General features: G+C 37.6%; 10 protein-coding genes. 1 reads left to right on the forward strand and 9 read right to left on the reverse strand.

Features of this window, described 5'->3' with window-relative positions:
- Positions 1 to 270 precede the first annotated feature (270 nt).
- Positions 271 to 480, forward strand: a complete 210-nt coding sequence (locus tag AC4D4A_RS03135; protein ID WP_490994548.1) for a hypothetical protein — start codon at positions 271 to 273, stop codon at positions 478 to 480.
- A 63-nt stretch (positions 481 to 543) separates the two neighbouring features.
- Here the strand turns inward: AC4D4A_RS03135 and AC4D4A_RS03140 are convergent, their stop codons facing one another.
- From AC4D4A_RS03140 to AC4D4A_RS03180, 9 genes are all read right to left on the reverse strand, one after another.
- Positions 544 to 1,518, reverse strand: a complete 975-nt coding sequence (locus AC4D4A_RS03140) for a Gfo/Idh/MocA family protein (protein ID WP_490994549.1) — start codon at positions 1,516 to 1,518, stop codon at positions 544 to 546.
- A 166-nt stretch (positions 1,519 to 1,684) separates the two neighbouring features.
- Positions 1,685 to 3,751: a thioredoxin domain-containing protein gene (locus AC4D4A_RS03145; protein ID WP_490994550.1), complete on the reverse strand. Its 2,067-nt coding sequence runs from the start codon at positions 3,749 to 3,751 to the stop codon at positions 1,685 to 1,687.
- Between the two features lie 257 nt (positions 3,752 to 4,008).
- Entirely contained in the window at positions 4,009 to 4,677 is a 669-nt protein-coding gene (locus AC4D4A_RS03150) for a hypothetical protein (protein ID WP_490994551.1), read from the reverse strand.
- A gap of 352 nt (positions 4,678 to 5,029) precedes the next feature.
- Positions 5,030 to 6,286: an exo-beta-N-acetylmuramidase NamZ family protein gene (locus tag AC4D4A_RS03155; protein WP_490994759.1), complete on the reverse strand. Its 1,257-nt coding sequence runs from the start codon at positions 6,284 to 6,286 to the stop codon at positions 5,030 to 5,032.
- Between the two features lie 25 nt (positions 6,287 to 6,311).
- The gene (locus tag AC4D4A_RS03160; RefSeq protein ID WP_490994552.1) at positions 6,312 to 8,393 is read right to left on the reverse strand and encodes a glycoside hydrolase family 3 protein; all 2,082 of its coding nucleotides are present in this window, start codon (positions 8,391 to 8,393) and stop codon (positions 6,312 to 6,314) included.
- A gap of 16 nt (positions 8,394 to 8,409) precedes the next feature.
- On the reverse strand, positions 8,410 to 10,062 hold the full coding sequence (locus AC4D4A_RS03165) for a serine hydrolase domain-containing protein (RefSeq protein WP_490994553.1): 1,653 nt from the start codon (positions 10,060 to 10,062) through the stop codon (positions 8,410 to 8,412).
- Positions 10,063 to 10,508: 446 nt separating this feature from the next.
- On the reverse strand, positions 10,509 to 11,270 hold the full coding sequence (locus tag AC4D4A_RS03170; RefSeq protein WP_490994554.1) for a sporulation protein: 762 nt from the start codon (positions 11,268 to 11,270) through the stop codon (positions 10,509 to 10,511).
- A gap of 192 nt (positions 11,271 to 11,462) precedes the next feature.
- On the reverse strand, positions 11,463 to 12,971 hold the full coding sequence (locus AC4D4A_RS03175) for a sensor histidine kinase (RefSeq protein ID WP_490994555.1): 1,509 nt from the start codon (positions 12,969 to 12,971) through the stop codon (positions 11,463 to 11,465).
- 297 nt (positions 12,972 to 13,268) lie between these two features.
- Positions 13,269 to 13,517 (reverse strand): hypothetical protein, encoded by a 249-nt coding sequence (locus AC4D4A_RS03180; RefSeq protein WP_490994556.1) that lies wholly within the window; start codon positions 13,515 to 13,517, stop codon positions 13,269 to 13,271.
- Positions 13,518 to 13,701 lie beyond the last annotated feature (184 nt).

The raw sequence follows: 13,701 nt of genomic DNA on the forward strand, positions 1-13,701 counted from the left end.
ATTCTTGCTCACAGTTAAGGTATACCCGCGCTAGAAATCAATAAACAATATAGTGGAGATCAGCGGCTCCATTATGTCAAGTGTTTTTTTCGCATATATGGTAGGTTTTCGTTTTTATTTTTTTAAAATTTTTTTATTATCTTTGTCATTTTAGGGTTATCGAGCAAATAAACAGCCCTTCTCAATCCTTCATACTCATAAGAACAATTGGATATATATGTTAAAATGAACAAAAAAGAGTGTGAAGTATATTTTCGGAGGTGGAGGTGAATGAAAATGGAGACTTTAACAGCCATCATCATTGGTATTTTTATTATGTTTATTGGTTTTTTGGTATTAAGGAATAAAGCCCTCTTCTTAGTGAATCTTGTTTTGTGGAACGGTATCTCAGGTGACGAAGAATTGTTATCTCGTATTTTTGGAACGATATTATTAGTGGTTGGTTTAATCGTGACCCTACTGCCCATTTTCTTGACTTAATTTATTTAATACAATTCGTAATCAATAAATCCTCTAAAAAAAGAGAGCCTAATGGCTCTCTTCTCAACCTTTCAAAACATTATTAGCAAATATTTGATCGACGATATCCATGACTTCAATAGAATCCTGCCAAGTCATTTGTGGACTCTCAAGCATTCCTTCTTGAAGGCATCGGCCGACCTCGCGAATTTGATATTCAAATCCAGTAAATTCAAAAGGTTCTTCAATCGTCCATTCTTTATTTGCCGTGGTGATTGTTGTGGACTGGGCATTTGAAAAATACGGTATATAAATACTGCCATCTGTGCCTAATAGACTTGCATCTTTTCGTGTATTTGCCCTTATCGTACAGTAAATTTGAGCAAATAATCCATTATCATAGCTTAATTGTACAGTCCCATTCTCATCTACATCTGTTACTCCATATTGTAATGAACTTTGAATCGATTTTGGTTTATTTCCAAGTATATAAGCGCAATATGAGATAGGATAAATGCCGATATCTAATAAAGCCCCTCCGCCCAGTTCTCGGTTAAATATGCGTCCCTTCGGATCAAATTCCCCTTTAAAGCCGAGTTCGGCTCTCATGAAAGTAGGGTCTCCAATAGCACCTTCCTTTACAAGCTTTCTTATTTCTTTATTAACTGGCATAAAGCGTGATTTCATCGCTTCCATAAAGAAGACTTTATTCTCTTTGGCTGCATGAATGACTTCTTGAACTTCCTCTTTATTCATTGTAACAGGCTTTTCACAAAGCACAGCTTTTCCGTGGTTTAAACAACGAATCGCATTCTCTTTATGAAACGGGTGTGGAACAGCGATATAAATGGCGTCTATTTGTTCATCCTGTATTAGGTCATCATATGTACCATAGCAAAATTTTTCTTCAACCTCATATTTTCGGCCGAATTCGAGCGCGTGATCCTTCGTCCTGGATGCGACAGCTTTTAAAGTAACGCCATCCATTGCTTTCACTGTTTTTGCAAAACGTTCTGCAATGTTACCAAGCCCTATAATACCCCACTGAATTGTTTTCATAAAATCCCTCAATTTCAATTTATTTAATTTATAGAATATTTACATTCATTATAATATAAATAAATCATAGATGAGACAATTAGTAGTGGAAAGACACAAAATAAAATAGCACACCAAACATGATGTACTATTTTATATAAAAAGTGAAGTTGATATTTAATAAAACTTACGACTCTTTGTCGCCATCTATAAGCTCGATTGCTTCATCTTCACTGGTCAACGGTCTGTGGCAAACAAAATTTTCACATACATAATAGGTTGCCTGATCATTAACCATGGAATAACCTGCCGCAAAATTAGCAACACCACTAAATAAAGAGGAATCCTCGTTTGCCAGATAGGTTAAGTGTGGATGAAACTCCTTGTGTAAATGTGAAATAACTTTATTCTCTGAATCTGCGCTTCCCAATACAACGACTTCTTTCATTTTCATCTGGGTCGTCAAATACGCCATTAACATATAAGTATGGCCCATTGGGTAGTGAATGACATCATCTCCGAATGCGTCAAAAACGTTCTGTACCTTATCCTCTAATGAAAACTCACCAGTTAAACGAGCCAGCCTCAGCATTTGCAAGGTTGCGACACTATTGCCGGATGGTAATGCTCCATCATATACGTCTTTTGGACGAATCAGCAATTCCTCATTATCCTCTCCATAGAAATAGAATCCACCATTTTCCTCATCCCAAAATAATTCAATCATTTGATGCGTAAGTGTTTTTGCTTTATTGAGATAGGATAAATCAAATGTCGTTTCATAGAGTTCAATGTAAGACCAAAGAAGATACGCATAGTCATCTATAAATCCTTCCTGCTTAACCTCACCATCTCTGTATCGGACCATAACTCTTCCGTCCACGATTAAATTCTGTTCAATAAATTGGATAGCACTTTTTGCTGCATCCAGTGCTTCATTATGATTGTAAACTCTACCAGCTTTGGCTAGAGCGGCAATCATTAATCCATTCCAGGCAGTCAATATTTTGTCATCCTTATGTGGATGAACCCGCTCCTCGCGAACATTAAATAAGACTTTCCTTGCTTCCTCCAGTTGTTTACGAACCTCTGCTGGATCTAAATCATTATGAGCAGCAAATGAGTCAATTGGTTCACGAATTAGATTCGGAATATTTTCACCTTCAAAGTTTCCTTCAGGGGTTATATCATAAACAGCGCAATATAATTCTGCTACGTCTTCATCGAGGTGATCAAAGATTTCAAAGTAGTCCCATATATAGAATTTCCCTTCCACACCCTCTGAATCTGCATCCTCAGCTGAGTAAAATCCGCCATCAGGATGTCGCATGTCCCGTAAAACATATTCGATGATTTGTTCAGAAATCACTTTATGCGAATTTTCTCCGTTAACCTGATAGGCTTCTGTATATGCCATTAAGAGCATGGCATTATCATATAGCATCTTTTCAAAGTGTGGGACTAAGTATAGTTCATCAGTGGAATAGCGAGAAAACCCGTATCCGATATGATCGTAAATCCCACCTCTTGATAGCCCTTCTAATGTCTTTACTACCATATTCAATACTTCCTGATCCTTCGTCATATGATAGTAACGCAGTAGGAATATTAAATTATGTGGAGTAGGAAACTTTGGAGCCGATCCAAACCCGCCGTACTGTTCATCAAATACCCTCTTAAATTGTTGAACTGCTGCATCGATTGCAGTCATCGTTAATTTCTCACTCGATGTCTCCTGTTTCGTTGGCATAATCGCATCTTTAATCCGCTCACCCGTCATTTCAATTTTATGTGGCTCATTAATATACGTATCGTGTAGCTGAGTAATCACATCTATTATTCCAGGACGACCATACCGGCTATGCTTAGGAAAATAGGTTCCCGCATAAAAGGGGACCTGATCAGAAGTTAAAAACACATTGAGCGGCCAACCGCCTTGTCCCGTCATCACCTGGCACACGGACATATAAATCGAATCCAAATCAGGTCGTTCTTCTCGGTCTACCTTTATGGAAATAAACCGCTCATTTATAATCGACGCCACTTCTTCATCTTCAAAGCTTTCCCTCTCCATCACATGACACCAATGGCAAGTAGAATATCCTATACTCACAAACACAGGCTTATTCTCCTGTTTCGCTTTTTCAAAAGCCTCCGGTCCCCATGGATACCAGTCAACAGGGTTATAAGCATGCTGTAAAAGGTATGGTGATTTCTCATTTATTAGTCTATTTGGTTTGTTATTATTTGACATATGGACATCATCACCTTCTTCTCAGTTAATTTACACATATCATTACATTACCACAAAGCTATTCCTTTAATTCATTGCTTAAATATATGTAAGTGATTTTTAGTTAAAGTGTTGCTTAGAAAAACAGCTAATTATAGGAGATAATATTGAGTAATTAACTAGCGGTATACTAGTTAGAGGAATTAAAGTGATTTGACGATAACAAAAAACCAGACTCGTAGAATCCGGTTTTTTTAAATTTCATATTTATTAACTTATTATTCAATAGGTGTAAATTTGGCTGATATAGTTAATTCAATCTCGTCACCCTCAAAAGCTTCAAATACATATTCTGATTCACCAAAATCACCAGAACCTAAGATTATGTTCACATCCATACCATCATTAACAAAAAAGTTACCAGGTGATTGGCCATTTGGCGTTACTTTATATCTTCCTGCAGGAATGTCTTTTCCTACTGTGAATTTACCTGCACTTAATACTTTTGGTTGCCCTTTAGCTTCTTTTATTTTACCAGTTAAAGAATTTAATTCAGACTCTTTATCCTTTAATGACTGTTTCAAATCATCCTCTTGCTTTTTTAATTTATCGACTTCATTTTGCGCTTTCTCTATTTCTTCTAAAGCTGCATTCTTTTCTTGTAAAGCTGTATCTTTTTCATCGATAATACTTAATGCTTCCTCATACTCTTCAAAAAGATAATCATAATTAGACTGAGTAATCTCTATATCAGTCTTTATTTTGTCTAATTCTTCTTCTTTTTCTTTTATCTTTTGATTGATTTCATCATATTTTAACTTTTCTTGGTCAATTTTTGTTGAAGCGCTTGTATTCCCAATGAAAAATGACACAAAAATAAGTGATACAACTATGATTACTAATAATAGTATACGTTGTTTAAATAAAATATCTTTTATCTTGTTCATTTTCCCTCGCTCCTTCAATTGTATTTTTATATAGTACTATATACCTAATTTTATCATAATGTACGATCAATTTGTAATATTCATAACCTTTTGTGATAGATCTTACAACCTAACTATTGCCTTCTATTAACTTATATGACTGGGAAGTCTCATTTTCATATAGTTGTGTTGAAGTAAAGAAACAATAAGGAAACAAGCCTTCGATCACTTTTTCTTTTTTAGCAGCTGTTCACATAATGATGAAATTTAACAAAAGTAATGAAAATTCTAGTACTCCGTGTATTTTTTCTCTATATCTTATTTTCTCCACAAAAAAAGAGCTCAAAAGCATAAGCCTTCAAGCTCCTCTCCCTTATCTATACAGCAAATATTTAGATCGTAATTTCATGAAGTCTTTTAAATCATTTCCCCATTTTTGCTTGATTTGTTTAACAGATTTTCCAGCTTCTATATCATCGCGAATCCAACCGTTGCCAACAAGTAAGTCGAAATAGGAAATTCCCTTGCTGTCCTCTGCACGGAATTCGAAATCATCCGGGTACATGTCATGAATGGTCTTGACGATATGAAGACCTGTCTCTAGTGGCACGAAATCATCATAGTCTGTTATATGAACCTGAACACCATGGGTTAGGATTCCACTATGCTTCGAAAATGTCGGCGTGAATGAGGCTGCTCGGAATTGAACACCTTTTAAGTTTAGCTTGTTTAGCTCCCTTGCTAGTTCTGTTCCGTTTATGAATGGGGCTCCGAGCAATTCAAAAGGCTTCGTTGTTCCACGCCCTTCGGATAAATTTGTTCCTTCAATTAATCCTGTGCCCGGGTAAGCATAGGCTGTGTCGAGTGTCGGCATGTTAGGAGATGGAAGCACCCATTCTAGCCCTGTATCTTCATAATTCATATAACGCTTCCAATTTTTCATTTTTACAACGGTTAAATCCGCCCCAATGCCAAATTCCTTGTTAAATAGTTTCGCGAGTTCTCCAACAGTCATTCCATGTCTGAGCGGGATTTCGTATTGCCCGATAAACGATGCATATTCAGGTGCTTCAAGAATTGGTCCTTCTACTTTCAATCCACCTAGGGGATTCGGGCGATCAAGGACGATGAATGGGATTCCTTGTTCCTTTGCTGCTTCCATCGCTAATGCCATTGTGTAAATGTACGTATAGAAGCGTGCGCCTACATCCTGAATATCAAATACAAGTACATCGATATCTTTTAGCATTTCCGGTGTTGGTTTACGAGTTTTTCCGTAAAGGCTGTATACAGGAAGACCTGTAGTTTCATCAATGTAGAAATCAACATAGCTGCCGGCCTGTGCGTCTCCTCTAACTCCATGCTCCGGGCCATATAAAGCGGTGAGATTGATGTCCTCATCCTCATAGAAACGGTCAACAATGCTGTTAAGTTCTTGATCTACACCCGTCGGATTTGTGATGAGACCGACCCTTTTACCTTCCAGCAATTCTTTTTTATCACTTAGAATAACGTCGACGCCTAGTTCTAAATCCTTCTTTTTATGCCTGTCCTTTTGACCTGCCTGGGCGAAAGAAATTGTCGATAAAATCATGATTAATGTGAATAGGACTGCGAAACCTTTCTTCAGCATATGAAGCCTCCTTAGTTATCAATTAGTAGGATAAACCGTGGCCAAATGGATATAAAATTTCCTCTTGCCCGTTCGGTATGGTGACTGGGAGCTTACCAGATGGATTTATCTCACCGAAAATGGCCGCTGCAGTTGCTTTAAAGCTTGCGGTACGGAAACCATATTGAGTGATATATGCATCAACCTGAGGATAGGACATAATGTCATATGGATTACGAATCGCAACAGCTATAGAAGGTGCATCATAGTTGTCGATAATATCATTAATTCTCTGCATTTGAGGATGGGTAGGTAATCGCATTGCTACATTTGATGTATGGCTGCCAATAATAATATAATCCGCCTGACGGAGCTGCTCCTTCTGTGCATCTGTCAGTTGATAGCTAGAAGGAAGAGTAATCTCCTCAGTGTTTGCATGCTTTTCTTTAATTGCGTTATATAAATCTTGGTTGTATGTCATACCGATAACAACAATCTTTCCGGATTCCTCAACGTCATTTAAAGGCAGAATCTGATTGTTATTCTTGACGAGGGTAATCGATTTCTCTGCAGCTGTTTTCTCAATCGCCTTATGCTCTGGTGAACCAACAGTCTCAAGCGCTTTTTCGATTCTTTCGTCAAGTGGCTCTGGTGATTCTTCCTTAAAAATGCCTCTTTTAATTTTGAGTGATAGTATCCGTTTTACAGATGCATCAATTTGCTTTACTTTAATGTCACGATTTTTTACTGCATCAAGTAGACCATTACGAACATCCTCTAATCCAACAGGCATAAGTACAATGTCCGTTCCTGCCTTAACAGACATGATGGCCGCATCGACAGTTCCATAATGCTCGGTGATAGCCCCCATATTCATGGCGTCTGTAACGATCAATCCATCATAGTTCATTTCCTCCCTAACCAACCCAGTTAGAAAGCGGTTGGATAGAGTAGCTGGTACGGAGACCTCCTCACCGGTCTTTTTGGAAATGACTTTCGTGTCATCTACCTTCGGGAAGGTGATATGCGCGGTCATGATGGCATCAACACCAGAATTCATCACTTGCTGAAACGGGTATAATTCCACTTCCTTTAACCTCTCCATCTCATATGGAACCTCTGGAAGTCCAACATGAGAATCAACAGCCGTATCTCCATGACCTGGAAAATGCTTGGCTGTTGCAATCGTACCTGTTTCCTGCATGCCTTCAATATAAGCAGTTCCGAGTTCAGCGGTAAGTTTCGGGTCTTCACTGAAGGAACGGACACCAATGACAGGATTGTTACTATTATTGTTGACATCGAGCGATGGGGCAAAGTTTGTATTAATGCCAAGCGAACCCAGCTCCTCGCCAATGGCACGCGCAACATCTTTCGTGATTGTCCCAGACCGTGTAGCTCCTAAGGCCATATTGCCGGGCATATCAGTTCCAGATTGCAGCCTGGTCACAATTCCACCCTCTTGATCAATTGAGATGAGCATCCCATATTTCTCGGAGGCAAGCTGATACGCATCCACTAGACGGGCGGTTTGCTCAGTCGTTACGACATTTTCACGGAATAGAATAACTCCACCCAAGTCATAATCCTTAATTTGCCGTTCTATCTCAGGCAGCATTTCCGTCACATTTCTACCGTCCCAGTTCCGATAATCAGGCATGAGCATTTGTCCGATTTTTTCTTCTAACTTCATTTTGCTAACGGCATAATCAGCAAGCCGATACCGTTTCTGCTTGATAGAACGAAATGTGGCCTTTCCCTTTTTATCCACCACCAAAAAAGCTGTGTCTATCTTTTTTCCCGATGTTGCAAGAATGGCTGCCACTCCTGGTTTCCCTGAAATCGTCAAGGTACCATCAGAGGTGATTTTCGCGATTCGTTTATTTGCCACCGACCATTTCACCTTTTTTGTCTCTGTGAAATGACCATCATGATAGACGTTCACTGCCTTCATTTTGACACTGTTACCGCTAATCGTTTTATCAACCTCAGGCAGATTTTGATAGATGACAATATCTCGCACACCATCATTTGGCTTAGCTGGTTTCTTAGTTTGATTGCTGAATCCTGCCGTCAGGAATACACTCATCACAAGTATAATCAAGAACCATTTTTTATTTTTCAATATTAGCTCCTCCCATTTAATCTGTTCTGCGTTCAAATCCATTGCTCTCGAATGTCAGTCGTTCCTTCTTTCCATTTGTTTTTATGCTTGCATCTTGAATATACCAGCCGCGCCCGTTGACACTATCATCCGTTTTATAAGAAAAACGAATAAATTTCGTGCCGGCAGGAATGAGGACATTCTCCTTCTCCCATCCATTGCTTTTTCCTGTGAAGCTTTGAATACTTGTAAATGCTTTTCCGTCAGTCGATGTTTCCAAATATCCATAATCACTCTCCTCTTCAATACGGAACCAGGTATCGAAACTCAAATAAGCATCTCTTTTTAAATTCACTTGAGCTGAAAGTGTGTTATCTAATTGATCTCCATAGCTCGCGAACCAAGCCATTTGTCCCTTTTTCACATTTATAGGTATGCTGTCTCCCACACCTCTAGCGAATGTTCGTCTGATAGGATTAATGGAAGGTGTATTTCGGGATGGATGTACCCGGTTTGTAAGTAAAATAGCAACAGTCTGATTAGATGGACTCATCACAAGAGCTGTACCGGTGTAGCCCGTATGGCCGCCGGTGAATGTGTCAGAAAGCGAATCCATGTACCAGCCCTGATTAAGCTCAAAGCCTAATCCATGGTCATTTCCTGGAAACGCAGCGTTATAGTTCTTCATAATTAAGTCAATCGTTTTCTTCTTTAGAATGCGTATCTTACCGTATTTACCATCATTTAGATATGCATGGGCGAGAATCCCTAAATCCTTGGCTGTGGAGAAGACGCCTGCATGACCGGCCACACCTTCAAGCGACCACGCATTTTCATCATGAACCTCGCCCCAGACAAGCCCTCTCCCTATCTTTGACTGATATTCGGTTGCAGCTATACGTTTCTTTAATTTTGCCGGAGGATTATACATCGTATCCTTCATACCAAGCGGCTCTGTGATGGCTTTCTTAACAAACTCGTCCTGCCGGAGACCACACCATTTCTCGACTAGCGCCCCAAGCGTTATCATGTTCAAATCACTGTATAAATAGGTGGTCCCAGGCTCGTTAATCAAACCATGTTGCAGTACGGACTGGATGCGACTTTCTCGAGTGCCCTCTTGCATATAAAGAGGCATCCCAGCTGCAAAACCTGAAGTATGGGTTAAAAGTTGTCTGATTGTGATGTCTTCTTTGCCGTTTGCAGCGAATTGAGACAGATGCAACGCAACAGGGTCATCGAGTTGGAAAATTCCTTGCTCATAAAGCATCATGACCGCAGTAGTTGTAAAAAGCTTACTTATAGAAGCAATATCAAAAATTGTATCCGCTTTCATTTTAAGAGGTGTTTCAATTTCCGTGAAGCCATCATCCTGATAGAGAGCCGCAAACCCATATGCAGCTTTTTGAACAATATGACCGCTTCGTGCCACAAAGGTGACCGCCCCTGGAATTAAGCCGCTTTCGATGTATTGGCCGATTGTCACATCTATGTCATCAAGTGCAGACTGCTTCATACCTGCCATTCTGGCATTTGAAGGTAGGAGTATCGGTAGCATTCGACCTGGTTCGTCCCAATATGAGGCATTGTCGGAATGTCCCTTAGCACTTGTCATCATTAGACCATCGGATGTGTTAAATGCAGACACAGTAATCATCGTGCTGAATGCAATTGAGGTGATTTTTTTCATATCATTCCTCCTCTTTTTTTATCACAAAGCGAGTGAACAAAACGAAAGAAAGGTTGATGAAGGCTACGGAGATGGATCTTTGGGGATGTATCTAGATAGATTCCTCTCACTCGAGAATACATCCATCTTTCTTATTTTTCCATCCGGCATAAGTACTTACTTCATTATTACCCTTAGGTCTATCTTAATGTAGAATCAATTATTCCATGTTAAAATGACAAACTTCTGTACATTTCCCTCATTCTTAATGCTTAGTTTACCTCTATGGATATATTCTTAACTAAGAGATCCTTGGTTTCATTTACTTATATCTAATTTCTCAGCTAACTATTTTTATAAATAAATAGATTTCTATATAAAAAAGAAACTGCCAGTGAGCAGTTTCTTTCATCGAAATATAAAAACCATGTCAAATTTTATTGAATCTGACTGGTCGAACCCATATATCAGCAATATTTTCTAATGATATCTCCCAATGTCCGGTCTAGCGTGCCAATGTCCGACTTATCAAAAGTGAATTTAACAAAGGATTCGTCCATGTTTAGTGATTCAGCTAAAAAGCTTGAGAAACCTCTTGCTCTTCGATCTATTTGAAGTAAAACTCTTGCTTCATTTTCTGTCAGCTGGAATACAGCTTCTAGTTCATCCAGTTTTCTCGCAAATTCACCGGATGTAGCTTTGAATTCAAATTCCTGAACAAACGGTAAGCCGTTTCTGAAATACGAAGGAGTCTTTTCACAATCTACCTGACGTAAGCGGAACCCTAATCTTCCTGCAGCATCTATAAATTCTCTTACAAGCGGATGTGGCTTTATATCTAAAAAGTCTTTATCTTGAGGGTCAATTGCCATTTTAATATCCAAGCCGGTTTGAATCCAAACACGGGTACTTCCCATTGTAACAGGTGCTTCATAAGGGACATTTATCTGGAATGGCACCACTTTATCTTCATTTGGAGCTATTGTAAAGCGCTCAGTCAATAAGATTTTGTCCAAGGCAACCGAACGTCTTACCTTTTTATCATCAACTTCCACCACATAGTCGGTCATTAATGTTAAATAGATATTATCAATGTCCTGCTCGTTTTTTCCTCCCTTGATGAAAACTTCCCCTTCGATTGTCTCCCCGACAGTATAACTCTTTTTCGCAAGCCTGGTATCAACTTTGGCAGCACCGATACCTATGGATGACAGCAGTTTATCAAACATGATAATCCCTCATTTCCTTTTTATAAGTCTATTTTACTATACTTCTAGCGGAAAATAACACTCTGTAATTAATATATCGTATAAATCTCCTGAGTTTCACAGAAATAATAAGCAATCTATTTATAAATACACTTACTGATCATTCCTTTTAAAAATAAAAGATTTAGAAACGAAACGTAAAAAAGCGACCTCCTACGAAGAGATTGCTTCATCCTCAAGTGATTTTTGTTCTACAATTTTATAATGCTGAAAAGCAATCGCAAATCCTGTGGTATTTGTTGAACTTTGCACATGTACGTTGGCATTATAGATGTCTGCAATACTATTAATCAGCCAAAGTCCAATACCTGCTCCACTCGTTTGCGCTTTAGCCGAATTTGTACGATAATACTTTCCAAAAATCTTTCCAAGATTATTATAATCTATACTCGAACCAGAATTTATGACTTCAATAACGATCTTTTTGGTCTGATTATACTCACGGATACCAATAAAGATGGAGGAGTCTTCTTTTGAATATTTTATGGCATTATCAAGCAAGTTTCTGATCATCAATTCGATTGAACCTTGGTCAATCCATATATGAATATTGGGGTTAATACTATACTTGAAATGAAATTCTCGATTAGGGTATTTTTTCTTATATTCCTCAAAAATAGGATTGATTTTCTCGATTGGATTCAGCCAACTATCTGGAGGGGATCCCCCTAAATAATACATATCATAAATGATTTTTATGCTGGATAATAAGGAAGTGATATTTTCAGTTTCATTTATAACGGATTGAAGTCTCTGTTTCATTTCCTCATCTGCTTCAGGTAGCATATCCTCTATCAATTCTAGTTCATTTTTAATATTATGGGCTGGATTTTTTATTTCATGTACCATTTCATCAAGGAAGGATTTGGTCTCTTTAATTCCATCCTGCAGTTCCAACATCGTCGTATTGACTGCATTAATCGTCTTTTCTACGTCTGGAGTGACAGGCTTTTCGTATACGAAACTCTCTAGATGAAATCGTGACATTTTCATAAAATGTTCTCTCATTTTTATTAGAGGGGTAAAGTAAAGAGTTTTCATAATTTTATAGTTAATGAAAATAAAAAGCACTGAAAGACCGATGAATAGCAAGCATTGATAAATTACTATTTTGAATTCCGCCAAGAGATCTGTACTAACATTTCGGTAAGCAACGATCTCACCCTTAAAAGCATCTGTATTAACCTCATGGCCAATTTGGATTAAAGTAGAATTACTTTCATTAAGTAATTTCATATCCAAATGTTGATTAATAAACACATTATAGACATCCCCTAAATCGACATGTGTTAACAGTTTGTTTAACAATAATAATAAAAGGCCATCGATGCCTTCAACGTCATCATGCAGTACCGTTGTGTCCTTATAATATAATGCCTTTGACTTAGTATCTTGATTATAAACATAGATATACTCGTTTTCTTTTGGAATAGTTTGCAAAAAGTGAGTTAATTCATCTGTATCTAGTTGATCTTCATATAAAGCATGTTCTAGCCAAATATGAGTTGGGAATAATTCAGATGCTTCTTTCCTAAAGAGAGTCGACATCCTGTTATAACCAAATAGAATAGTGGTAATAAACACCAACGAAATGATTGAAAAGTATGCAACTTGCTTTAACACTCGCTGATTATTTATCAAATTATTTTTAAAACTAATCATTTTATATCTTAAGTGTTCCTTTCGCCTAATCAATTAAATTAACAGAGGATTTCATTATATCAAAATAATAAAGGCTTTTTATATGTATATAATTCCAATCCTTTCGCTATGTGTTAGCACCATCATTCATTAGAAAATTAGTTGAAAATATGATTATGAAAGCAAAAATAAAACGCCGCTCCGATTGGAAAGACGTAATAAAAAAGGATATCTACCTAAAGAATATTTTTATAAATAGATAGAGCAGTCTGCAATTAAAAATTATTAATTTGATACACTATCAACAAGGAGGGCCCTTTAGTTTATACCTATACCTACAACTAATATTAATATAAAAAAGCCAACCCATATAAGGGCATTTAGAAGGATACCAAAAATCATGCTTACCATTTTTTTAGATAAAATAGCAAAGACGATTCCTGCTATAGATAAGATGGTAGCCATTAACAAGAACAATCTAGGATATGCCATAGTATCCGTTATAAAATAGGATAAAACTATACAGATGCCTACTGTTAATAAAGATAATTTGCCGTATGTGTTCATAGATATCCTCCTTTCCAATTTAATTCTATTGATATATGGTAAAATCCTTCATTAATAATGCGAAAAAGCTACTTTAAATTCTAGAAGAATAATGATCCTCTTATCTGATGGATTAGTAAATTCTGACTTCACTAAAATAAGCATGGCCTAATGACCATGCACCAATTTCAGATGATTAATCATC

This window comes from Pradoshia sp. Z5_111, from assembly GCF_058267535.1.

Bases quoted from the DNA above. Each gene is read 5' to 3' on its own strand.
- AC4D4A_RS03135 (WP_490994548.1), top strand. From the start codon at position 271: ATGAAAATGGAGACTTTAACAGCCATCATCATTGGTATTTTTATTATG.
- AC4D4A_RS03140 (WP_490994549.1), bottom strand. From the start codon at position 1,518: ATGAAAACAATTCAGTGGGGTATTATAGGGCTTGGTAACATTGCAGAA.
- AC4D4A_RS03145 (WP_490994550.1), bottom strand. From the start codon at position 3,751: ATGTCAAATAATAACAAACCAAATAGACTAATAAATGAGAAATCACCA.
- AC4D4A_RS03150 (WP_490994551.1), bottom strand. From the start codon at position 4,677: ATGAACAAGATAAAAGATATTTTATTTAAACAACGTATACTATTATTA.
- AC4D4A_RS03165 (WP_490994553.1), bottom strand. From the start codon at position 10,062: ATGAAAAAAATCACCTCAATTGCATTCAGCACGATGATTACTGTGTCT.
- AC4D4A_RS03170 (WP_490994554.1), bottom strand. From the start codon at position 11,270: ATGTTTGATAAACTGCTGTCATCCATAGGTATCGGTGCTGCCAAAGTT.
- AC4D4A_RS03175 (WP_490994555.1), bottom strand. From the start codon at position 12,971: ATGATTAGTTTTAAAAATAATTTGATAAATAATCAGCGAGTGTTAAAG.
- AC4D4A_RS03180 (WP_490994556.1), bottom strand. From the start codon at position 13,517: ATGAACACATACGGCAAATTATCTTTATTAACAGTAGGCATCTGTATA.